23 protein-coding genes are annotated in these 20,963 nt (G+C 60.2%); 18 read left to right on the top strand and 5 right to left on the bottom strand.

Annotated features, from left to right (window positions below; all coding sequences use genetic code 11):
- Positions 1-20: 20 nt before the first annotated feature.
- From ccoN (L8I05_RS01125) to L8I05_RS01080, 10 genes are all read left to right on the top strand, one after another.
- On the top strand, positions 21-1,454 hold the full coding sequence (ccoN, locus tag L8I05_RS01125) for a cytochrome-c oxidase, cbb3-type subunit I (RefSeq protein ID WP_242166919.1): 1,434 nt from the start codon (positions 21-23) through the stop codon (positions 1,452-1,454).
- A gap of 10 nt (positions 1,455-1,464) precedes the next feature.
- On the top strand, positions 1,465-2,073 hold the full coding sequence (ccoO, locus tag L8I05_RS01120) for a cytochrome-c oxidase, cbb3-type subunit II (RefSeq protein WP_017134815.1): 609 nt from the start codon (positions 1,465-1,467) through the stop codon (positions 2,071-2,073).
- Positions 2,074-2,076: 3 nt separating this feature from the next.
- Positions 2,077-2,277 (top strand): cbb3-type cytochrome c oxidase subunit 3, encoded by a 201-nt coding sequence (locus tag L8I05_RS01115; RefSeq protein WP_159958848.1) that lies wholly within the window; start codon positions 2,077-2,079, stop codon positions 2,275-2,277.
- A complete protein-coding gene (ccoP, locus tag L8I05_RS01110; RefSeq protein WP_242166917.1) occupies positions 2,274-3,221 on the top strand; it encodes a cytochrome-c oxidase, cbb3-type subunit III in 948 nt (315 codons plus the stop codon). Before L8I05_RS01115 ends, ccoP (L8I05_RS01110) begins: the two co-directional genes overlap by 4 nt.
- 368 nt (positions 3,222-3,589) lie before the next feature.
- Positions 3,590-5,032, top strand: coding sequence for a cytochrome-c oxidase, cbb3-type subunit I (ccoN, locus tag L8I05_RS01105; protein WP_159958852.1), 1,443 nt, complete (start codon positions 3,590-3,592; stop codon positions 5,030-5,032).
- Entirely contained in the window at positions 5,032-5,640 is a 609-nt protein-coding gene (gene ccoO, locus L8I05_RS01100) for a cytochrome-c oxidase, cbb3-type subunit II (protein ID WP_159958854.1), read from the top strand. The genes ccoN (L8I05_RS01105) and ccoO (L8I05_RS01100) overlap by 1 nt, the downstream gene beginning before the upstream one ends.
- A 5-nt stretch (positions 5,641-5,645) precedes the next feature.
- Positions 5,646-5,831 (top strand): CcoQ/FixQ family Cbb3-type cytochrome c oxidase assembly chaperone, encoded by a 186-nt coding sequence (locus tag L8I05_RS01095; protein ID WP_016775513.1) that lies wholly within the window; start codon positions 5,646-5,648, stop codon positions 5,829-5,831.
- On the top strand, positions 5,828-6,805 hold the full coding sequence (ccoP, locus tag L8I05_RS01090) for a cytochrome-c oxidase, cbb3-type subunit III (RefSeq protein WP_242166915.1): 978 nt from the start codon (positions 5,828-5,830) through the stop codon (positions 6,803-6,805). The genes L8I05_RS01095 and ccoP (L8I05_RS01090) overlap by 4 nt, the downstream gene beginning before the upstream one ends.
- A 159-nt stretch (positions 6,806-6,964) precedes the next feature.
- Positions 6,965-7,219: a type II toxin-antitoxin system Phd/YefM family antitoxin gene (locus L8I05_RS01085; RefSeq protein WP_101272438.1), complete on the top strand. Its 255-nt coding sequence runs from the start codon at positions 6,965-6,967 to the stop codon at positions 7,217-7,219.
- Positions 7,220-7,630 carry a type II toxin-antitoxin system VapC family toxin gene (locus L8I05_RS01080; protein WP_242166913.1) on the top strand — a complete coding sequence of 137 codons (411 nt, stop codon included), beginning with the start codon at positions 7,220-7,222 and terminating at the stop codon, positions 7,628-7,630.
- Positions 7,631-7,705: 75 nt separating this feature from the next.
- On the opposite strand, the gene L8I05_RS01075 is transcribed toward L8I05_RS01080, so the two are convergent.
- Both L8I05_RS01075 and L8I05_RS01070 read right to left on the bottom strand, forming a co-directional pair.
- Entirely contained in the window at positions 7,706-8,125 is a 420-nt protein-coding gene (locus L8I05_RS01075; RefSeq protein WP_242166911.1) for a hypothetical protein, read from the bottom strand.
- A gap of 266 nt (positions 8,126-8,391) precedes the next feature.
- Positions 8,392-9,138 (bottom strand): hypothetical protein, encoded by a 747-nt coding sequence (locus tag L8I05_RS01070; protein WP_242166909.1) that lies wholly within the window; start codon positions 9,136-9,138, stop codon positions 8,392-8,394.
- An 813-nt stretch (positions 9,139-9,951) separates the two neighbouring features.
- Between L8I05_RS01070 and ccoG the strand changes: the two genes are divergently transcribed.
- From ccoG to hemN, 6 genes are all read left to right on the top strand, one after another.
- Positions 9,952-11,367, top strand: coding sequence for a cytochrome c oxidase accessory protein CcoG (gene ccoG / locus L8I05_RS01065; protein WP_242166908.1), 1,416 nt, complete (start codon positions 9,952-9,954; stop codon positions 11,365-11,367).
- Between the two features lie 18 nt (positions 11,368-11,385).
- Entirely contained in the window at positions 11,386-11,925 is a 540-nt protein-coding gene (locus tag L8I05_RS01060) for a FixH family protein (protein WP_242166907.1), read from the top strand.
- 142 nt (positions 11,926-12,067) lie between these two features.
- Entirely contained in the window at positions 12,068-14,518 is a 2,451-nt protein-coding gene (locus tag L8I05_RS01055; RefSeq protein ID WP_242166906.1) for a heavy metal translocating P-type ATPase, read from the top strand.
- Between the two features lie 22 nt (positions 14,519-14,540).
- Positions 14,541-14,753, top strand: a complete 213-nt coding sequence (gene ccoS / locus L8I05_RS01050) for a cbb3-type cytochrome oxidase assembly protein CcoS (protein ID WP_017735332.1) — start codon at positions 14,541-14,543, stop codon at positions 14,751-14,753.
- Positions 14,746-15,429, top strand: a complete 684-nt coding sequence (locus L8I05_RS01045; protein WP_242166905.1) for a sulfite exporter TauE/SafE family protein — start codon at positions 14,746-14,748, stop codon at positions 15,427-15,429. The genes ccoS and L8I05_RS01045 overlap by 8 nt, the downstream gene beginning before the upstream one ends.
- Before the next feature lie 103 nt (positions 15,430-15,532).
- Entirely contained in the window at positions 15,533-16,915 is a 1,383-nt protein-coding gene (gene hemN / locus L8I05_RS01040; RefSeq protein WP_242166904.1) for an oxygen-independent coproporphyrinogen III oxidase, read from the top strand.
- Positions 16,916-16,922: 7 nt separating this feature from the next.
- Here the strand turns inward: hemN and L8I05_RS01035 are convergent, their stop codons facing one another.
- Positions 16,923-17,393 carry a FlxA-like family protein gene (locus tag L8I05_RS01035; RefSeq protein ID WP_242166903.1) on the bottom strand — a complete coding sequence of 157 codons (471 nt, stop codon included), beginning with the start codon at positions 17,391-17,393 and terminating at the stop codon, positions 16,923-16,925.
- 153 nt (positions 17,394-17,546) lie between these two features.
- On the opposite strand from L8I05_RS01035, the gene fnr reads away from it, so the two are divergent.
- Together fnr and L8I05_RS01025 are read left to right on the top strand one after the other, a co-directional pair.
- Positions 17,547-18,281, top strand: a complete 735-nt coding sequence (gene fnr / locus L8I05_RS01030; RefSeq protein WP_106576340.1) for a fumarate/nitrate reduction transcriptional regulator Fnr — start codon at positions 17,547-17,549, stop codon at positions 18,279-18,281.
- Between the two features lie 80 nt (positions 18,282-18,361).
- Positions 18,362-18,910 carry an adenine phosphoribosyltransferase gene (locus L8I05_RS01025; RefSeq protein ID WP_124363896.1) on the top strand — a complete coding sequence of 183 codons (549 nt, stop codon included), beginning with the start codon at positions 18,362-18,364 and terminating at the stop codon, positions 18,908-18,910.
- 97 nt (positions 18,911-19,007) lie between these two features.
- Here L8I05_RS01025 and L8I05_RS01020 read toward each other — a convergent pair whose 3' ends face one another.
- Positions 19,008-20,156 carry an acyl-CoA dehydrogenase family protein gene (locus L8I05_RS01020; protein ID WP_242166902.1) on the bottom strand — a complete coding sequence of 383 codons (1,149 nt, stop codon included), beginning with the start codon at positions 20,154-20,156 and terminating at the stop codon, positions 19,008-19,010.
- A 189-nt stretch (positions 20,157-20,345) separates the two neighbouring features.
- A complete protein-coding gene (gene recR, locus L8I05_RS01015; RefSeq protein ID WP_083357364.1) occupies positions 20,346-20,948 on the bottom strand; it encodes a recombination mediator RecR in 603 nt (200 codons plus the stop codon).
- Between the last annotated feature and the right edge of the window lie 15 nt (positions 20,949-20,963).

The following is a 20,963-nucleotide window of genomic DNA, read 5'->3' as shown; positions in this document are numbered from 1 at the left end:
TGAACCGTGGATGGGGAACCATGAACACTACTTTAAGTACCGCCTATAACTACAAGGTGGTCCGCCAATTCGCCATTATGACGGTGGTGTGGGGCATCGTCGGCATGGGGCTCGGGGTTTTTCTCGCCGCCCAATTGGTTTGGCCTGCACTCAACTTCGATTTGCCGTGGACCAGCTTTGGCCGCTTGCGCCCACTGCACACCAACGCGGTGATTTTTGCCTTCGGTGGCTGCGCGCTGTTCGCCAGCTCCTTCTACTCGGTGCAGCGCACCTGCCAGACGCAGCTGTTCGCGCCGAAAATCGCCGCGTTCTGCTTCTGGGGCTGGCAGTTGGTGATCGTCCTGGCTGCCATCAGCTTGCCGCTGGGTTACACCACGTCCAAGGAATATGCCGAGCTGGAATGGCCGATTGCTATCCTGATCGCGGTCGTCTGGGTCGCCTACGGGGTCGTGTTCTTTGGCACGATCATGAAGCGCAAGACCAAGCACATCTACGTTGGTAACTGGTTCTTCGGTGCGTTCATCATCACCGTGGCCATCCTGCATATCGTCAACCACGCGTCGCTGCCGGTGAGCTGGACCAAGTCTTACTCAGCCTACGGCGGTGCGACGGATGCCATGGTGCAGTGGTGGTATGGGCATAACGCCGTAGGCTTTTTCCTCACTGCCGGCTTCCTCGGGATGATGTATTACTTCGTGCCGAAACAAGCCGAACGCCCGGTGTATTCCTATCGCCTGTCCATCGTGCACTTCTGGGCGTTGATCACCCTGTACATCTGGGCCGGCCCGCACCACTTGCACTACACCGCGTTGCCGGACTGGGCGCAGTCGCTGGGCATGGTGATGTCACTGGTGCTGCTGGCCCCCAGCTGGGGCGGCATGATCAACGGCATGATGACGCTGTCGGGCGCCTGGCATAAGTTGCGCAGTGACCCGATCCTGCGCTTCCTGGTGGTGTCGCTGGCGTTCTACGGCATGTCGACCTTCGAAGGCCCGATGATGGCGATCAAGACCGTCAACGCCCTCTCCCACTACACCGACTGGACCATCGGCCACGTGCACGCCGGGGCGCTGGGCTGGGTGGCGATGATCTCCATCGGCGCGCTGTACCACATGATCCCGAAAATCTTCGGCCGCGAGCAGATGTACAGCCTTGGCCTGATCAACGCGCACTTCTGGCTGGCCACCATCGGCACCGTGCTCTACATCGCCTCGATGTGGGTCAACGGCATCGCCCAGGGCCTGATGTGGCGTGCGGTCAACGAAGACGGCACCTTGACCTACTCCTTCGTCGAAACCCTGGTGGCCAGCCACCCTGGCTTCATCGTGCGGCTGGTGGGCGGTGCGGTGTTCCTCAGCGGCATGTTCCTGATGGCTTACAACACCTGGCGCACCGTGCGCTCGGCGCCATCGCTGCAAGCCGCCGAACCCGCCACCGCCGCGCAGATGGCCTGAGGAGTCCGTGATGAAACACGAAACGATTGAAAAGAACGTCGGCCTGCTGATGCTGCTGATGGTGCTGGCTGTGAGCATCGGCGGCCTGACCCAGATCGTCCCGCTGTTCTTCCAGGACGTGACCAACAAGCCGGTCGAGGGCATGAAGCCCTACACCGCGCTGCAACTGGAAGGCCGCGACATTTACATCCGCGAAGGCTGTGTGCAGTGCCACTCGCAGATGATCCGCCCGTTCCGCGCCGAGACCGAACGCTACGGCCACTACTCGGTGGCGGGCGAAAGCGTGTGGGACCACCCGTTCCTGTGGGGCTCCAAACGCACCGGCCCGGACCTGGCCCGCGTCGGCGCGCGCTACTCGGACGACTGGCACCGCGCGCACTTGTACAACCCGCGCAACGTGGTGCCGGAGTCGAAAATGCCGGCCTACCCGTGGCTGGTCACGGCCCCGGTCGACAGCAGCCACACCGAGACCAAGTTGAAAGTGATGCGCACCCTCGGCGTGCCGTACACCGACGACGACATCAGTGGCGCGGTCGCCAGCCTCAAGGGCAAGACCGAGATGGACGCGCTGGTTTCGTACCTGCAAGTGCTCGGCACTGCCATCAAGAGCAAGAGGTGAGCCATGGGATTTGAATTCGATGCGGGCACCATCCGCGGCCTTGGCACGCTGGTGGTCGCCATCGCGTTTATCGGCCTGTCGCTGTGGGTGTTCAACAACCGGCGCAATGCGGAATTCGAGCAGGCCCGCCTGCTGCCTTTCGCCGATGAACCTCTTCCATCCGACGCTCAAGAAGAGCCTGCAACAAGGAGCACACGCCCATGACGACGTTCTGGAGTACATGGATCTGCGTATTGACCCTCGGCAGCCTGATCGGCCTGACCTGGCTGTTGGTCGGCACCCGCAAGGGCGAGACCAAAGGCAGCGTCGACCAGACCATGGGCCACGCCTTCGACGGCATCGAGGAATACGACAACCCACTGCCCCAGTGGTGGTTCATGCTGTTCGCCGGCACCTTGGTGTTTGCCGTCGGCTACCTGATTCTCTACCCGGGCCTGGGCAACTGGAAAGGCGTGTTGCCGGGCTATGAAGACGGCTGGACCCAGACCAAGGAATGGGACAAGGAAATGGCCAGGGCCGACGCCAAATTCGGGCCGATCTTCGCCAAATTCTCAGCCATGCCGGTAGAAGAAGTCGCCAGGGACCCGCAAGCGCTGAAGATGGGCGGTCGCCTGTTCGCCTCCAACTGCGCGGTGTGCCACGGCTCGGATGCCAAGGGCGCGTATGGCTTCCCGAACCTGGCAGACAATAACTGGCGCTGGGGCGGTTCGGCTGAAGCGATCAAGGCCACCATCCTCAACGGGCGCCACGCGGCGATGCCGGCCTGGGGTGAAGTGCTGGGCGAGGACGGTGTGAAAAACGTCGCCGCCTATGTGCGTCACGACCTGGCCAAGCTGCCGTTACCGGCCAACAGCACCGCCGACCTTGCCGCCGGGCAAGCCGCGTTCAGCACCACCTGCGTGGCCTGTCACGGCCCACAAGGCCACGGCGTGGAAGCCATGGGCGCGCCGAACCTGACCGAGCCTGCCGGGTTCATTTACGGCACCAGCCTGGCGCAGTTGCAGCAGACCATCCGCCACGGCCGCCAAGGCCAGATGCCGGCGCAGGAAGTGCTGCAAGGCAATGACAAGGTGCACTTGCTCGCCGCCTATGTTTACAGCCTGTCCCACACCGCTGACGGCGCAACGCCAGAAAGCCAACCTGAGTAACCGCTGACCTGTGGCGAGGGAGCTTGCTCCCTCGCCACAGGTTCAGTGTTCGTTCTTGAAATGACGCGACCAAGTGTCGCACCCTTCCCGAGACCAACTTTCCCCTCCTGCTAATCGGGTCTACGCTTGCTTGCACAGTGGACCGATTCCGGCGTACGCAGCAACAGCTGTTGCCCGCTAAAAAATTCTTGTCCACTCGATCAGCTTTCGATTTTGGATTTTGTCCTTACACCAAACATGGAAAGGGCGCAGAATCTGGCGTGGAACGCATTGATACAGGTCAGTCATTGCGTTGCAATGGCCCCTCGGTTTCTACATACTTGCGGCCGATTTTACCTATAAAAAAACCTAAACCGTGGAACCTTAGAATGAGCACAGCAATCAGTCCGACTGCTTATAACTATAAGGTAGTCCGCCAGTTCGCCATCATGACGGTGGTCTGGGGGATCCTTGGCATGGGGCTCGGGGTGTTCATCGCCTCGCAATTGGTTTGGCCGGAATTGAATTTCGGTTTGCCATGGACAACCTTTGGCCGCCTGCGCCCGCTGCACACCAACCTGGTGATTTTCGCCTTCGGTGGCTGTGCATTGTTTGCCACCTCCTACTATGTCGTGCAGCGAACCTGCCAGACGCGACTGATCTCCGACGGCCTCGCCGCGTTCACCTTCTGGGGCTGGCAAGCCGTGATCCTCGGCGCCATCATCACCCTGCCGCTGGGCTACACCACCACCAAGGAATACGCCGAGCTGGAATGGCCGATCGCCATTTTGCTGGCCATCGTCTGGGTGACCTACGCCGTGGTGTTTTTCGGCACTATCGTCAAGCGCAAGACCAAGCACATCTATGTGGGCAACTGGTTCTACGGTGCCTTCATCCTGGTCACGGCGATGCTGCACATCGTCAACCACGCGTCCCTGCCGGTGAGCCTGTTCAAGTCCTATTCGGCCTACGCCGGGGCAACGGACGCGATGATCCAGTGGTGGTACGGCCACAACGCCGTGGGCTTCTTCCTCACCACGGGCTTTCTGGGGATGATGTATTACTTCGTGCCGAAACAGGCCGAACGCCCCATCTACTCCTATCGCCTGTCCATCGTGCACTTCTGGGCGCTGATCACCCTGTACATCTGGGCTGGCCCACACCACTTGCACTACACCGCACTGCCCGATTGGGCGCAGTCTTTGGGCATGGCGATGTCGATCATTCTGCTGGCACCAAGCTGGGGCGGCATGATCAACGGCATGATGACCTTGTCGGGCGCCTGGCATAAATTGCGCACCGACCCGATCCTGCGCTTCCTCGTGGTATCGCTGGCGTTCTACGGCATGTCGACCTTCGAAGGGCCGATGATGGCCATCAAGACGGTCAACTCGCTGTCCCACTACACCGACTGGACCATCGGCCACGTGCACGCCGGCGCCCTGGGTTGGGTGGCGATGATCTCCATCGGCGCGCTGTACCACATGATCCCCAAACTGTTCGGCCGTGCGCAGATGCACAGCGTCGGGCTGATCAATGCGCACTTCTGGCTGGCCACCATCGGCACCGTGCTCTATATCGCCTCGATGTGGGTCAACGGCATCACCCAAGGCCTGATGTGGCGTGCGATCAACGATGACGGCACCCTCACCTACTCCTTCGTCGAAGCGCTGCAAGCCAGCCATCCGGGCTACATCGTCCGCGCCCTGGGCGGTGCGTTCTTTGCCAGCGGCATGCTGTTGATGGCCTACAACGTCTGGCGCACCGTGAGTGCCTCCGACCCGGTAGAAGCCGAAGCCGCCGCCAAGATCGCCGTTGTGGGAGCTCACTGATGAAGCATGAAGTAGTCGAGAAGAATATCGGCCTGCTGGCCTTCTTCATGGTCATCGCCGTGAGTATCGGCGGCCTGACCCAGATCGTTCCGCTGTTTTTCCAGGACGTGACCAACAAGCCGGTCGAAGGCATGAAGCCGCGCACCGCGCTTGAGCTGGAAGGCCGCGACGTCTACATCGCCAACGGTTGCGTGGGCTGCCACTCGCAGATGATCCGCCCGTTCCGCGCCGAAACCGAACGCTACGGCCACTACTCGGTGGCCGGCGAAAGCGTGTGGGACCACCCGTTCCTGTGGGGCTCAAAGCGTACCGGCCCGGACCTGGCCCGCGTCGGCGCACGTTACTCCGACGACTGGCACCGCGCGCACTTGTACAACCCGCGCAACGTCGTGCCTGAGTCGAAAATGCCGGCGTACCCGTTCCTCGTGGAAAACAAGCTCGACGGCAAGGACACCGCGAAGAAGATGGAAGTCTTGCGCACCCTGGGCGTGCCCTACACCGATGAAGACATCGCCGGTGCCGCCGCAGCCGTTAAGGGCAAGACCGAAATGGACGCACTGGTGGCCTACCTGCAGGGCCTTGGCACCCTCATCAAAAGCAAACGGTGACCTGCATGGATATCGGGATGATTCGTGGCCTGGGCACCGTTGTGGTGATGGTGGCCTTTATCGGCCTGGCACTGTGGGTGTTCAGCCCCAAACGAAAGTCGGAGTTTGACGACGCAACCATGTTGCCCTTCGCGGATGACCCCGAAGCCATCAAGCACGTCGAGCAAGCGTCTAGGAGTAACAAAGAATGACTACGTTCTGGAGTCTGTACGTCACAGTCCTCAGTCTGGGTACCATCTTCGCCCTGACCTGGCTGCTGCTGTCGACCCGCAAGGGCCAGCGCACCGAGCAGACGGACGAGACCGTCGGCCACTCGTTCGATGGCATCGAGGAATACGACAACCCGCTGCCGAAGTGGTGGTTCATGCTGTTTGTCGGCACCATCATTTTCGCCCTCGGTTACCTGGCGCTGTACCCTGGCCTGGGCAACTGGAAAGGCCTGTTGCCGGGCTACAACTACCTCGACAACGATAAGCAAACCCCCTTCGCCAACGGCCAGACCGGCTGGACCGGCGTGCACGAATGGGAAAAGGAAATGGCCAAGTCGGAGGCCAAGTTCGGGCCGATCTTCGCCAAATTCGCCGCCATGCCGATTGAAGAAGTCGCCAAGGACCCGCAAGCCTTGAAGATGGGCGGCCGTTTGTTCGCGTCCAACTGCTCGGTGTGCCACGGCTCCGATGCCAAGGGCGCCTACGGTTTCCCCAACCTGACCGACGCCGACTGGCGCTGGGGCGGCGAGCCGGCGACCATCAAGGAAACCATCATGAAAGGCCGCCACGCGGTGATGCCGGCCTGGGCTGACGTGATCGGCGAACAAGGTGTGGCCGACGTGGCGGGTTTCGTGGTGACCAACCTCGACGGCCGCAAACTGCCCGAAGGCGCCAAGGCCGACGTGGCCAACGGCGCAAAACTCTTCGCCGCCAACTGCGTGGCCTGCCACGGCCCGGCCGGTAAAGGCACCCCAGCAATGGGCGCGCCCGACCTGACACATCCGGGGGCATTCATCTACGGGTCGAGCTTCGCGCAACTGCAGCAAACCATTCGTTATGGCCGTCAGGGCCAGATGCCGGCGCAGGAGTTGCTGCAAGGCAATGACAAGGTGCACTTGCTGGCAGCCTATGTTTACAGCTTGTCCCATGGGGATAAACCGGCTGAGGAGCAGTAAGCCTCAGTCATGACAAAGCCCCGGATTGCGGGGCTTTGTCGTTTCTGGCGCCTGCCATTTCAACGACTGGCCCCTCAACCGCTCGTAACATCAAACTTGTCGACCGCCGCGGCGAAGTAGTAACGTAACTACATTAAATCTGCCGAAGGGGGATACCCCATGACCATCACCACCATTTCCAGCCGTGAATTCAATCAAGACACAAGTGGTGCCAAAAAAGCTGCCCGTCAGGGGCCGGTTTTTATCACTGATCGCGGCAAGCCCGCCCATGTACTGCTAAGCATTGAGGACTACCAGAAACTGACAGGTCTGAATGTCGACATCGTCGACCTGTTGGTGATGCCGGAAGCGGCCGAAATCGACTTTGAAACCGAACGTGCCGTGATCACTCACCGCCCCGTGGATCTCTCTTGAATGTACCTGCTCGATACCAACGTAATCTCTGAACTTCGTAAACCTCAGGCCGACGCCAACGTCGTCGCCTGGGCCAAAAGCGTCATCGCGCTGCGTATGTATATCTCAGCCATTACGCTGAAAGAATTGGAAACCGGCGTACTGCGGATGGAGCGCCGAGACCCGGCTCAGGGGAAAGTGCTCCGTACGTGGCTCAAACGTCACGTAATGCCAGCGTTCGATGCCAGGATATTGCCGGTTGATGCCGCCGTTGCGCTGCGTTGTGCCCATTTGCATGTGCCGGACCTGGCGAACGAAAGTGACGCACTGATCGCCGCGACCGCTCTGGTTCACGGGCTTACCGTGGTTACTCGCAACGTCAGCGACTTTCAATCGAGCGGTGTCCCACTGATAAACCCCTGGAGTGAATGAACTTACGCCTCCCGGGCGCGTAAAACGCCCCACCGATTACTATCGGCGAAACGTTTTATGAGTACGCACCAGCGACTATTGACGAGGTTGAGCGCCCACTCGAATAGGCCCAAGTGGTTGTGGAGTGAAATCACGAACGTAGGGACGCGCCCCGTTTACATCACTTGGCAGATAGTGGTCTACCACCCCGACGAAACGTTCAAATGGATAGCTCTGCGTATGGCTACCGACAAAGTCCCTTAACGCTTCATTATTCAGCAACTCAAGCGCCAACTGCTTGATGGCTGGGTCACCGTTGCCATTGGCTATCTTCTTGAGCGAGTCCAGGGTGATATACCCTTTTTTATGAGGGTCTTCCAACCTGGAAAAGTTTTCCACTACCTGCTGCGCCTGTTTGGCATCCTGGCCACTCGGCCTATATCGTGCACCTGTCGGCCTTTCGTACACGGCTGGCTCAGCTGCGGGCTTCTGGGTGACGAATGTTCCAATTTCCATCTTTAAGTACTCCTCTACGTTGCACCGATTGAGAGTGAACGGTGTACTCATGAGTAGCGAATAAACCAACAGCCGTTCCTGAAATACATATAGCGTCACACACATGTATTCTTACGGAATCGTTCTAATAGTTAATACCTCACTGAACAATCATCGCAGAGCAGTAAGGCTTCAGAGACCACAAAGCCCCGTGCAGCAAACGCCGACGGGGCTTTGTTACTTACGAGGGTAGACTGTACAGACAGTCTCGGGCTTCTATAGGGTGATCATGACGACCGTGTCCAGAAATCGGCATAATCCCCCTTGTAATAACTCGCTATCTCCTGCCCTCTTTCATCATACTCAGTCTTCTGAGGATATCGAGAACCATAAGTTTCTACACTTGAGTACCCGACTATTTCTTTTAGCGTATCTATACCAATCTTGTCATCAAGAGAGCCGTTCGGCGCCGCATCCATCCTCTTGAACAGGTCCAGCCGGCGCAACAGTTCACTTGCAAACGATGAGTCTTCTGCTGTAAGCCCATCCTCGCCCTTTGAGTGCGCCGCCCGCTCAAGAGAACTTCGAGTGACAAAGTTAGGATCATTCGGATCAGTAAATTTTTTGAAGTTCATGACAAGGTACTTACTCATGGCTTTATCACTCCAGCCACCGAAGTTTTTTTCATCGCTGCTGGGTGCGATTGCGTTGAATATATTCTGCCGATCAATCTTACTGTCCAACAGACCCTTGCCATCTTTGTCCAACGCATACATGAAGTCGTGCCGCTTCGGAATCTCTGCAGCGAAGGCGCGATCTATTGGAGCATGCGAACCCGAATTAGCGACTTTTCTGAGCGACTCGGGCGTGATATACCCGCTTTTCGGGTCGGCGAATGTTTCGAAATTATAAAACAAGTAAAGACCTAACGAAAAGTTACTCGCAGACTGAGCGAATTGTGCGGGTGTGAGCTTGGGGGCTTCCACAGGCAAAGTGCTATTAGTTGAATTTACAACCGGAGCGTTTACATTCATAGATCACCTTTAGTTTAAAAATAGATACCGCATGATTGACTTAACGTTGTTAGAGAAAATCCGATTCCCAAGAGGCCCCACCAAAATCACCATGTTCAACATAACGATTCTTCATCAGAAGTGTGCCATCTCAGTTCTTTCGTACCGCTGGGCGACGTGGCACCTGCCACTAATGCATCGCTGAAAACATCTTGTTTCGGTGCCTCTTTTCTGGCCTCAGCAAAATTGGCTATTTGTCTGTCCAGGTAATGGGTTAGTACAAGGCGGGGGGTAATCAATGGGCTCGCCGGCTTTAAGCGCATTAGCAAGTTGACCCACTGAAAAATTGGGTACACATGAATGGCGTCCTACGTCCATATATTTGTTCCTTCAAATATCCTCTGCCTGGAATTAAGCAAGGTCCCATTAAGTGGAGAATTAAAAAGAACAGTTCCTTCGTGTAAATTCGAGTCTGTTAAAAGTCATTTCCGACCTATCGAAACGTAGGGCTCCTACGGCGTGGATATCAATTCCATACAAACCGACCGCGTGGCTGACTTGGCTCACCAGGGCGCATCGTGGTGTCCACCTGCCTGTGCCCGTGCTGACTATGACCCTGGGACGAATGCCCTCTGCGTCTGAAAACCGTCCATACTTCACAAGTCAATTGATCCAGATCACGTACACCATCAATTGATTTCCCCCAACGCGACCAAAGGTCGCACCCGTTCAGACGTACCAGAGGCGTATCATTACGCCACTGCAAGACCCTATTTTTGACCCCGGTTGGCACGTACTGGCCGAGGCAAATCTCCACCGCCGTGGGATGCAATGATGAGCAACCAAATACCGGTACATGACGTTACCCCGCCTGCCAAAAACGCCAGTCAATCCGTCGACCTTTATGCGTCGCGCGAGAAAATCTACACCCGCGCTTTCACCGGTCTGTTCCGCAATTTGCGCATGCTCGGCGGCGCCGGTCTGTTCCTGCTCTACTTCGGCACGGTGTGGCTGAACTGGGGTGGTCACCAGGCGGTGTGGTGGAACTTGCCGGAGCGTAAATTCTTCATTTTTGGCGCGACCTTCTGGCCGCAGGATTTCATTCTGCTGTCAGGCATTCTCATTGTTGCGGCCTTTGGCCTGTTCTTTATCACCGTGTACGCCGGGCGTGTGTGGTGTGGCTATACCTGCCCGCAAAGCGTGTGGACGTGGATTTTCATGTGGTGTGAAAAGGTCACTGAAGGCGACCGCAACCAGCGCATCAAGCTCGACAAAGCGCCGATGGGCGCCAACAAATTCCTGCGCAAATTCAGCAAGCACACGCTGTGGCTGCTGATCGGGTTTGTCACCGGCATGACCTTCGTCGGCTACTTCTCGCCGATCCGCGAACTGGTGTTCGACTTCTTCACCGGCCAGGCCGATGGCTGGTCGTATTTCTGGGTCGGGTTCTTCACCCTCGCCACCTATGGCAATGCCGGCTGGCTGCGTGAACAGGTGTGCATCTACATGTGCCCGTATGCGCGCTTCCAAAGCGTGATGTTCGACAAGGACACCTTGATCGTCTCCTACGACCCACGCCGTGGCGAAGTGCGTGGCCCGCGCAAAAAAGGTGTCGACTACAAGGCCCAGGGCCTGGGCGATTGCATCGATTGCACGATGTGCGTGCAGGTGTGCCCCACCGGTATCGACATCCGCGACGGCCTGCAAATCGAGTGCATCGGCTGCGCGGCGTGCATCGACGCCTGCGACAACATCATGGACAAAATGGAGTACCCACGCGGCCTGATCAGCTACACCACCGAACATAACCTGTCGGGGCAAAAGACCCACAAGCTGCGCCCGCGCCTGATTGGTTACGCGCTGGTGTTACTGGCGATGATCAGCCTGCTGGTCGGCGCATTTTTCATGCGTTCGCTGGTCGGTTTCGACGTCAGCAAAGACCGTGTGCTGTTCCGCGAAAACGCCGAAGGCCGCATCGAAAACGTCTACAGCCTGAAGATCATGAACAAGGACCAGCGCGACCACACCTACGTGCTCGACGCCTCGGGCCTGCCGGACCTCAAGCTGCAAGGCCGGCGCGAGATCAAAGTCGCTGCGGGGGATATCGTCAGCATGCCGGTGGAGCTGTCCAGCGCACCCGAGCAACTGCCGTCGAGCACCAACGAAGTGAAATTCATCCTCCGGGATGCCGATGACGACAGTGTCAACATTGAAGCCAAGAGCCGATTCATCGGCCCACAAGTCCGTTAATAATCAGAGAGCAAAACAATGCCCGTAGCCACTGCCGCAAGCCCTTGGTACAAGCACCTCTGGCCCTGGATCATCATCGGGATCCTGACCTGCTCGGTGACCTTGACCTTGTCCATGGTGACCATTGCGGTGAAGAACCCGGACAACCTGGTCAACGACAACTACTACGAAGCCGGCAAAGGCATCAACCGCTCCCTCGACCGCGAACTGCTGGCCCAGACCCTGCAACTGCGCGCCACCGTGCACCTGGACGAACTGACCGGTGAAGTCGACGTGCACCTGACCGGCAACAGCAACCCGACCACCCTGGAACTGAACCTGATTTCGCCGACCCAGCCGGAGAAGGATCGCAAGATCAACCTGGCCCGCAGCGAGAGTGAACCAGGCCGCTACCTCGGCCAGGTCACCGACAAGGTCGAAGGCCGGCGCTTCGTGGAATTGCTTGGTGTGGAAGGCGACAGGACCTGGCGCCTGTTCGAAGAAGAACAGGTCAGCCATGACAAAGACCTGCTGCTGGGCGATGAGCCGTTGCAGGGTGCTGAAGACCTGAAGAAGTAAAAAACCTGCGCCTAGATCGTAGATCGTTCCCACGCTCCGCGTGGGAATGCAGCCCATGACGCTCCGCGTCACCACAGCGGACGCGAAGCGTCCAGCGAGGCGTTACCACGCAGAGCGTGGGAACGATCATCGGAACTGAGCCATGAACACCCCAACCCCCTGCTACCACTGCGCCCTGCCCGTCCCGCCCGGCAACCGGTTCACCGCCGTGATCCTCGGCGAGCGCCGCGAGCTGTGCTGCCCGGGCTGCCAGGCGGTGGCCGAAGCCATCGTGGCCGGCGGGCTGGAAAGCTATTACCAGCACCGCAGCGAAGCCTCGGCCAACCCCGAGGCGCTGCCGGTGCAACTGGTCGACGAACTGGCGCTGTACGACCGCGCCGACGTGCAAAAACCCTTTGTGCGCCATGACGGCGAACTCGCCGAAACCACCCTATTGATGGAAGGCATCAGCTGCGCCGCCTGTGGCTGGCTGATCGAAAAACACCTGCACAGCCTGCCCGCCGTGGCCGAGGCGCGGCTGAACCTCTCCAACCACCGCCTGCAGGTGCGCTGGGCCGACGGGCAATTGCCGTTGAGCCAACTGCTCAGCGAGCTGCGCCACATCGGCTACGCCGCCCATCCGTACCAGGCGGATCGCGCCGCCGAGCAACTGGCCGGCGAAAATCGCCTGGCCCTGCGCCAACTCGGTGTGGCGGGGTTGCTGTGGTTCCAGGCGATGATGGCAACGATGGCCACCTGGCCGGAATTCAATATCGACCTGAGCCCGGAGCTGCACGTGATCCTGCGCTGGGTGGCGATGTTTCTGACTACACCGATTGTGTTCTACAGCTGCGCGCCCTTCTTGAAAGGGGCCTTGCGCGATTTGCGCACGCGCCACCTGACCATGGACGTGTCGGTGTCCCTGGCGATTGGCGGTGCATATTTGGCCGGCATCTGGACGGCCATCACCGGCGTCGGCGAGTTGTATTTCGATGCGGTGGGCATGTTCGCGCTGTTCCTGCTGGCCGGGCGCTATCTGGAGCGACGTGCGCGGGAACGCACAGCCGCCGCCACCGCGCAGTTGGTCAACCTGCTACCCGCCTCGTGCCTGCGCCTCAAAGACGATGGCCAGAGCGAACGCATCCTGCTCAGTGAACTGGCCGTGGGTGACCGCGTATCCGTGCATCCCGGCGCGGTGCTGCCGGCCGACGGGGTGATTCTCGACGGCCAGTCGAGCATCGATGAATCCCTGCTCACCGGCGAATACCTGCCGCAGCCTCGCCACGTGGGCGACGCGGTCACCGCCGGCACGCTCAATGTCGAAGGCGCGCTGACCGTCGAGGTCCGCGCGCTGGGCCATGACACGCGCTTGTCGGCCATCGTGCGCCTGCTGGAACGCGCCCAGGCGGAAAAACCGCGCCTGGCGCAAATCGCCGACCGCGCGGCGCAATGGTTCCTGCTGTGTTCGCTGATCGCGGCGGCCTTGATCGGCTTGCTGTGGTGGGAGCTGGACCCATCGCGGGCGTTCTGGATTGTGCTGGCCATGCTGGTCGCAACCTGCCCGTGCGCGTTGTCCCTGGCCACACCCACCGCCCTCACCGCCGCCACCGGCACACTGCACACACTCGGCTTGCTGCTGACCCGTGGCCATGTGCTGGAAGGCTTGAACCAGATCGACACGGTGATTTTCGACAAGACCGGCACCCTGACCGAAGGCCGCCTGGCACTGCGTGCGATCCGCCCACTGAGCACGCTGAACAGCGATGAATGCCTGAGCCTTGCCGCCGCCCTGGAAAACCGTTCCGAACACCCCATTGCGCGGGCCTTTGGGCGTGCACCGCTGGCCGCCGATGAAGTCTTGAGCTTCCCTGGCCTGGGCCTGGAAGGCCGTGTGGGCAAGCATCAATTGCGCATCGGCCAGCCGAGGTTTGCCTGTGAGCTGAGTGGCTGCCCGATCCCCGCTTCGCCGGACGAAGCCGGGCAATGGCTGCTGCTCGGCGACCGCGACGGCGCACTCGCCTGGTTCGTGCTGGATGACCGCCTGCGCAGCGACGCACCCGCCTTGCTGGCGGCGTGCAAGGCGCGGGGCTGGCGCACATTGCTGCTGTCCGGCGACAGCTCGCCGATGGTGGCCAGTGTCGCTGTCGAGCTGGGCATCGACGAAGCCCACGGCGGCCTGCGCCCCGACGACAAACTGCAAGTGCTGCAACAATTGCACAAGGAAGGCCGCAAGGTGCTGATGCTCGGCGACGGCGTCAACGATGTGCCGGTGCTCGCCGCTGCCGATATCAGCGTGGCGATGGGCTCGGCCACGGACCTGGCAAAAACCAGTGCCGACGCCGTGCTGCTGTCCAACCGCCTCGACGCGCTGGTGCAGGCGTTTACGCTGGCGCGGCGCACGCGGCGGGTGATCATCGAAAACCTGCTATGGGCCGGGCTGTACAATGGCCTTATGCTGCCGTTTGCCGCCCTCGGTTGGATCACGCCCATCTGGGCGGCGATCGGCATGTCCCTCAGTTCGTTGACCGTGGTGCTCAACGCCTTGCGCCTGACTCGCCAACCGAGCGCGCCGGCTGACAGCGCCACTTTAGTAACCCGCCCGTTGCCGGCTTGAGCCGCGCGGGCATGGAGTACAGATGCCAGCTCTCTACGTGATGATTCCGGCGGCGCTGCTGTTAGTCGGCGTGGCCATTTACATCTTCTTCTGGGCGGTGGACAGCGGCCAGTACGACGACCTCGACGGCCCGGCCCACAGCGTGCTGTTCGACGATCAGGACCCGAACCACCTGGCCGCCGTCGACGAAGCCAACGGCCCCGAGCAACCGCCCAAAGACCCGCCCCATGCTTGAACTGGCGCCCCTGCTGGTCTCGGCGCTGATCCTCGGCCTGCTGGGCGGCGGCCATTGCCTGGGCATGTGCGGCGGGCTGATGGGCGCACTGACCCTGGCGATCCCCAAAGAGCAACGCAGCCGCCGCTTTCGCCTGCTGCTGGCGTACAACCTGGGGCGCATTCTCAGCTATGCCACCGCCGGCTTACTGATCGGCCTGGCCGGCTGGGCCGTGGCCAACAGCCCGGCGGCGATGTTCATGCGCGTGCTCGCCGGTTTGCTGCTGATCAGCATGGGCCTGTACCTGGCCGGTTGGTGGAGCGGCCTCACCCGTATCGAAAGCCTCGGGCGCGGCCTGTGGCGCTATATACAGCCGGTCGCCAACCGTTTGCTGCCGGTGTCCAGCCTGCCGCGCGCGTTGCTGCTGGGTGCGCTGTGGGGCTGGCTGCCGTGCGGATTGGTCTACAGCACGTTGTTGTGGGCGGCGAGCCAGGGCAATGCGGCAGACAGCGCATTGCTGATGCTGGCGTTTGGGCTCGGAACCTGGCCGGTGTTGCTGGCGACGGGCCTGGCGGCTGAACGGGTGACGGCGATATTGCGCAAACGCAGCGTGCGCATGGCCGGCGGGCTGCTGGTGATTCTGTTCGGCATGTGGACGTTGCCAGGCCCGCACCAGCACTGGTTGATGGGCCATTAAAAGGCCATGTGGCATAGCGCCGCTCCCCGTTGATGCAAATCAAGATGCCATCGCAGCCCTGCCCCTAGACTCGGCCCACTAGCCAATCCGGGGGACCGCCCGCATGCTCGACGCCATTCGTTGGGACACAGATCTGATTCACCGCTACGACTTGGCGGGGCCGCGCTACACGTCCTACCCCACCGCCGTACAATTCGACAGCCAGGTCGGCACCTTCGACCTGCTCCACGCCCTGCGCGAGAGCCGCAAGGCCGCACGGCCACTGTCGCTGTATGTGCACGTGCCGTTCTGCGCGAACATTTGCTACTACTGCGCCTGCAACAAAGTCATCACCAAAGACCGTGGCCGCGCCCAGGCTTATTTGCAACGCCTGGAACAGGAAATCCAACTGGTGGCCTGCCACCTCGACCCGAAACAGCCGGTGGAGCAGTTGCACTTCGGCGGCGGCACGCCGACCTTTCTCAGCCACGACGAACTGCGCCAAGTGATGACGCGCCTGCGCCAGCACTTCAATTTGCTGGATGATGATTCCGGCGACTACGGCATCGAGATCGACCCGCGCGAAGCCGACTGGGCGACCATGGGCCTGCTGCGTGAACTGGGCTTCAACCGTGTGAGCATCGGCGTGCAAGACCTCGACCCCGAGGTGCAACGCGCGGTCAACCGCCTGCAGAGCCTGGAAGAAACCCGCGCGGTGATCGACGCGGCGCGCACCCTGCAATTTCGCTCGATCAATATCGACCTGATCTACGGCCTGCCCAAGCAGACAACGATCAACTTCGCGCGCACCGTGGAGGAAGTGATCAGCCTGCAACCGGATCGCCTGTCGGTGTTCAATTACGCGCACCTGCCGGAACGCTTCATGCCGCAGCGGCGGATCAACACCGACGAGCTGCCCTCGCCGGCGGAAAAACTGCTGATGCTGCAAACCACCATCGAGCAATTGACCCGCGCGGGCTATTGCTACATCGGCATGGACCACTTTGCCCTGCCGGATGATGAACTGGCCATCGCCCAGGAAGAAGGCACGTTGCAACGCAATTTCCAGGGCTACACCACCCATGGGCATTGCGATTTGATTGGGTTGGGGGTATCGGCGATCAGCCAGATCGGCGACCTGTATTGCCAGAACAGCAGTGACCTCAATCACTACCAGAACGCCCTGGCCGGCGCGCAACTGGCCACCAGCCGTGGCCTGGTGTGCACCACGGATGATCGGTTACGGCGCGAAGTGATTCAGCAGTTGATCTGCACCTTCAGCCTGGGCTTCGAGCAGATCGAACAGGCCTTCAATATCGATTTTCGCGGGTATTTCGACGAGCTATGGCCACAGCTGGAGACAATGGCCGCAGACGGTTTGATCGAGCTGAATGCGCAGGGCATCCACGTGCTGCCCGCCGGGCGCCTGCTGGTGCGCTCGGTGTGCATGGTGTTCGATGCCTACCTGGAGCACCAGAACAGGCAACGATTCTCGCGGGTGATCTAAGCCTGAATTATTTCGACAGCAGCTTCATTGCTTCCATTTGAGCCTCAGGCGGCTCGTCTTTGAGCGATTTGGCCAGTTGTGCCTGGGCCGTCATCAAACCGGCCTGAATGTTAGCGATATCGCCCTGCAATCCAGCGACCTTGGCTTGGCGTGCTTCGGGGCTCATGGTGGTGTCATTCATGGCCGCCGACAGCTGCGCCATTTTCTCGGCAAGCTGTTTTCTCAGTTCGCGGATCATTTTCAGCAACTGCTTGATGTTGTCTTTCAGATTGCTGTCGTCGATGTCTTTGTTGGGGTTGCTACCGGCCTGGGAGGCTTTGAGCCCGGCACCGGATATCGTCACCACCACGCCTTCACCGGGGGTGGGTGGCGGGGCGGGTTTGTCATCGACTTTTTTGCCCGCGAGCGCCTCTGCGGCCGTCAGTACCTGAGGTGCCTTGGTAGTAATGACTGGGTTATTGACTGGGATTACCGACATGACCTGAGCTCCAGCTCATAGGGATTCACCTTTGTATCGGCATCGATACATAAACCTTTATCCATGTGCGGCTTTTTTGTACACGCTGGCCTCATCCACCCTCGGTGCGTTACCCTTACGTCTTATGTGTGTTTTCCCACAAGGATTTAAGAAATGTCCGAGCCAGTTAAACTGCGCGCTCACAGCCAGGCTCACTGCAAGGATTGCAGCCTGGCCCCCCTCTGCCTGCCACTTTCGTTGAATTTGGAAGACATGGAAGCGCTGGACGAAATCGTTAAACGCGGTCGCCCGCTGAAAAAAGGCGAGTTTCTGTTTCGCCAGGGCGACAAATTCGATTCCGTTTATGCAGTACGTTCAGGCGCGTTGAAGACGTTCAGCCTGAGCGACAGCGGCGAAGAGCAGATCACCGGTTTCCACCTGCCCAGCGAGCTGGTCGGGTTGTCCGGCATGGACACCGAGATTCACCCGGTGTCGGCCCAGGCCCTGGAAACGACGTCGGTGTGCGAAATCCCCTTCGAACGCCTGGATGAACTGGCCCTGCAACTGCCGCAACTGCGTCGCCAATTGATGCGGGTCATGAGTCGCGAAATTCGTGACGACCAACAGATGATGCTGCTGCTGTCGAAGAAAACCGCCGACGAGCGCATCGCCACGTTCCTGGTCAACCTGTCGGCGCGCTTCCGTGCCCGTGGGTTCTCGGCCAACCAGTTCCGCCTGAGCATGTCGCGCAATGAAATCGGCAACTACCTGGGCCTGGCAGTGGAAACCGTGTCCCGCGTGTTCACGCGTTTCCAGCAGAACGAGTTGATTGCCGCCGAAGGCAAGGAAGTGCATATCCTCGACCCGATCCAGCTGTGCGCACTGGCCGGGGGTTCGCTGGAAGGCTGATTCAGCCGCTGCGGCCGCGCCAATCGGTGAGGCCGCAGGTATACTTCGAGTCCGTTTTCAACCCTCAGGACTCTTCGACGATGACCTTCGATTCGTTCGACATCAAATCCCTGATCCGCCCCGTCATCGACTTCCCCAAGCCTGGGGTGATCTTTCGTGACATCACGCCGCTGTTCCAATCGCCCCGCGCCCTTCGCCTGGTTGCCGACAGCTTTGCCCAGCGCTATGTCGAAGCCGACTTCAGCCACATCGGCGCGATGGATGCGCGGGGCTTTTTGATCGGCTCGATCATCGCCTACCAACTGAACAAACCGCTGATCCTGTTCCGCAAGCAGGGCAAGCTGCCGGCTGACGTGCTGGCCGAGGGTTACCAGACTGAATACGGCGAAGCCTTCCTCGAAGTGCACGCCGACAGCCTGTGTGAAGGCGACTCGGTATTGATGTTCGATGACCTGATCGCCACGGGCGGCACCTTGATCGCAGCGGCGAATTTGGTGCGACGCATGGGCGCGAAGATTTTCGAAGCGGCGGCGATTATCGACCTGCCGGAGCTGGGGGGTTCGCAGCGCCTGGAAGACATGGGCATTCCGACGTTTTGCCTGACGCAGTTTGCGTTGACTGAGCGTTAAGAGGCGCCTGTCAGGGCCTCATCGCGGGCAAGCCCGGCTCCCACAGGTGATGTGGGAGCTGGCTTGCCTGCGATAGCGCCCGAAAGAACACCCCCCATCAAAGCCCCATCTGCTTACTGATGATTTCATTCATCACTTCGCGCGTGCCGCCGCCAATCGACAGGATGCGGTTATCGCGATACAGCCGCTCCACCAGATTGCCACGCATGTAACCTTGGCCGCCAAGGATCTGCACCGCGTCATAAGTCACACGGTCTGCCGTGTCGGTGGCGATGTTCTTGGCCATGGAAATCTCCTTGATCACACTCTTGCCGGCCGCCATCTTCGCCGCCTGGCGATAGGTGAATTCGCGCGAGACTTCCACCGCCGTGGCCATTTCCGCCAGCCGATGCTTGAGTACCTGGAATTTGCCGATGGGTTTGCCGAAAGCCTCGCGCTGGCCGGCCCATTTCAGGCTTTCCTCGAGTGCCAACTGCGCGGTCATATTGGCCATCAATGCCAAGGCCAGGCGCTCGCTCTGGAAGTTGCCCATGATGCAGGCAAAGCCCATGTTCTCGACGCCGATCAGGTTGCCCACCGGCACGCGGCAATCGTCGAAGAACAACTCAGCCGTGTCCGACGCCCACCAGCCCATTTTCTTCAGCGGCTGACCGACGGTGAAACCGGGCGTGTGTTTTTCGATAAGCAATAAACTGATGCCGCCAAAGCCCGGCCCGCCCGTGCGCACGGCGACGGTATAGAAGTCGGCACGGATGCCACTGGTGATAAAGGTTTTGCTGCCGCTCACGCGGTAATGGTCGCCGTCACGAATCGCGCGGGTTTGCAGGTTGGCCACATCGGAGCCACCACCGGGTTCGGTGACAGCCAGCGCGATGATCTTCTCGCCGGCCAATACCTGAGGCGCGACGCGCTCACGCACCTCGGGCCGCGCCCATTTAACGACCGGCGGCAAGCCGATATCCAGCGAACCCAAGCCCGCCACCACCCCACCGGAACCGCAGCGCATCAACTCTTCGCTGGCAGCAACCTTGGCAAACAGATCGCCTTCATGGCTGCCGCCCAAGGCTTCGGGATAACCGATGCCGAGGATCCCCGCCGCGCCGGCCTTGAGGTACAGCTCGCGGGGAAAGCTCTGCGCTTCCTCCCATTGCTCGATGCCCGGCAACATCTCGCGCTCGACAAAACGGCGCACGCTGTCGCGGACCAATTGGTGGCTGGGGTCGAAGTAGTCCTGGTAGGCAGACATCGGCAAGCTCCACGGTGAGGTGGAGCGAACTTACCAAGCGCTTGCTTGGTTTTCAAGACGCGGGGGTCACACAAAACTCTGTGGGAGCTGGCTTGCCTGCGATAGCGGTGGATCAGTGACAGTGATGTCGACTGAAACGCCGCCATCGCAGGCAAGCCAGCTCCCACATTTTTTAGATAGCGGTGTGGCTTAGAGCGCGATCGGCTTACGACCCGCAAACGAATGCGCCAATGTCCCACCGTCCACCAGCTCCAGCTCGCCACCCAGCGGCACGCCATGGGCGATGCGCGAGGTGATCAAGCCTTTGTTGGTCAGCAACTGGGCGATGTAATGCGCGGTTGCTTCACCTTCCACGGTCGGGTTGGTCGCCAGAATCACTTCGGTGAAAGTGCCCTGCTCTTCAATGCGCGCCACCAGCTGCGGAATGCCGATGGCTTCCGGCCCCAGGCCATCGAGCGGCGACAGGTGCCCCTTGAGCACAAAGTAGCGCCCGCGATAGCCGGTTTGCTCCACCGCGTACACGTCCATCGGCCCTTCCACCACGCACAGCAGCGTGTCATCGCGACGCGGGTCGGCGCATTGCGGGCACAGGTCTTCTTCGGTGAGGGTGCGGCACTGTCGGCAATGGCCCACGCCGGTCATGGCCTGGCTCAAGGCCTGGGCCAACCGGGTGCCGCCGCTGCGATCACGCTCCAGCAGTTGCAGCGCCATACGCTGGGCGGTTTTCTGACCCACGCCCGGCAAGGTGCGCAGCGCGTCGATCAGTTGGCGAATCAGGGGGCTGAAGCTCATGAGCGAATGGTCCGA

The sequence above is a fragment of the Pseudomonas sp. MONT-RG-20F-20-E-7-02 genome, assembly GCF_022662395.1.
Lineage (GTDB): Bacteria > Pseudomonadota > Gammaproteobacteria > Pseudomonadales > Pseudomonadaceae > Aquipseudomonas.
This window is presented reverse-complemented; position numbering and strand designations above follow the sequence as displayed.

Excerpts from the sequence above, each read along its gene's own strand:
- ccoN (WP_242166919.1), top strand. The coding sequence starts at position 21 with ATGAACACTACTTTAAGTACCGCCTATAACTACAAGGTGGTCCGCCAA.
- ccoO (WP_017134815.1), top strand. The coding sequence starts at position 1,465 with ATGAAACACGAAACGATTGAAAAGAACGTCGGCCTGCTGATGCTGCTG.
- L8I05_RS01115 (WP_159958848.1), top strand. The coding sequence starts at position 2,077 with ATGGGATTTGAATTCGATGCGGGCACCATCCGCGGCCTTGGCACGCTG.
- ccoP (WP_242166917.1), top strand. The coding sequence starts at position 2,274 with ATGACGACGTTCTGGAGTACATGGATCTGCGTATTGACCCTCGGCAGC.
- ccoN (WP_159958852.1), top strand. The coding sequence starts at position 3,590 with ATGAGCACAGCAATCAGTCCGACTGCTTATAACTATAAGGTAGTCCGC.
- ccoO (WP_159958854.1), top strand. The coding sequence starts at position 5,032 with ATGAAGCATGAAGTAGTCGAGAAGAATATCGGCCTGCTGGCCTTCTTC.
- L8I05_RS01095 (WP_016775513.1), top strand. The coding sequence starts at position 5,646 with ATGGATATCGGGATGATTCGTGGCCTGGGCACCGTTGTGGTGATGGTG.
- ccoP (WP_242166915.1), top strand. The coding sequence starts at position 5,828 with ATGACTACGTTCTGGAGTCTGTACGTCACAGTCCTCAGTCTGGGTACC.
- L8I05_RS01085 (WP_101272438.1), top strand. The coding sequence starts at position 6,965 with ATGACCATCACCACCATTTCCAGCCGTGAATTCAATCAAGACACAAGT.
- L8I05_RS01080 (WP_242166913.1), top strand. The coding sequence starts at position 7,220 with ATGTACCTGCTCGATACCAACGTAATCTCTGAACTTCGTAAACCTCAG.
- L8I05_RS01075 (WP_242166911.1), bottom strand. The coding sequence starts at position 8,125 with ATGGAAATTGGAACATTCGTCACCCAGAAGCCCGCAGCTGAGCCAGCC.
- L8I05_RS01070 (WP_242166909.1), bottom strand. The coding sequence starts at position 9,138 with ATGAATGTAAACGCTCCGGTTGTAAATTCAACTAATAGCACTTTGCCT.
- ccoG (WP_242166908.1), top strand. The coding sequence starts at position 9,952 with ATGAGCAACCAAATACCGGTACATGACGTTACCCCGCCTGCCAAAAAC.
- L8I05_RS01060 (WP_242166907.1), top strand. The coding sequence starts at position 11,386 with ATGCCCGTAGCCACTGCCGCAAGCCCTTGGTACAAGCACCTCTGGCCC.
- L8I05_RS01055 (WP_242166906.1), top strand. The coding sequence starts at position 12,068 with ATGAACACCCCAACCCCCTGCTACCACTGCGCCCTGCCCGTCCCGCCC.
- ccoS (WP_017735332.1), top strand. The coding sequence starts at position 14,541 with ATGCCAGCTCTCTACGTGATGATTCCGGCGGCGCTGCTGTTAGTCGGC.
- L8I05_RS01045 (WP_242166905.1), top strand. The coding sequence starts at position 14,746 with ATGCTTGAACTGGCGCCCCTGCTGGTCTCGGCGCTGATCCTCGGCCTG.
- hemN (WP_242166904.1), top strand. The coding sequence starts at position 15,533 with ATGCTCGACGCCATTCGTTGGGACACAGATCTGATTCACCGCTACGAC.
- L8I05_RS01035 (WP_242166903.1), bottom strand. The coding sequence starts at position 17,393 with ATGTCGGTAATCCCAGTCAATAACCCAGTCATTACTACCAAGGCACCT.
- fnr (WP_106576340.1), top strand. The coding sequence starts at position 17,547 with ATGTCCGAGCCAGTTAAACTGCGCGCTCACAGCCAGGCTCACTGCAAG.
- L8I05_RS01025 (WP_124363896.1), top strand. The coding sequence starts at position 18,362 with ATGACCTTCGATTCGTTCGACATCAAATCCCTGATCCGCCCCGTCATC.
- L8I05_RS01020 (WP_242166902.1), bottom strand. The coding sequence starts at position 20,156 with ATGTCTGCCTACCAGGACTACTTCGACCCCAGCCACCAATTGGTCCGC.
- recR (WP_083357364.1), bottom strand. The coding sequence starts at position 20,948 with ATGAGCTTCAGCCCCCTGATTCGCCAACTGATCGACGCGCTGCGCACC.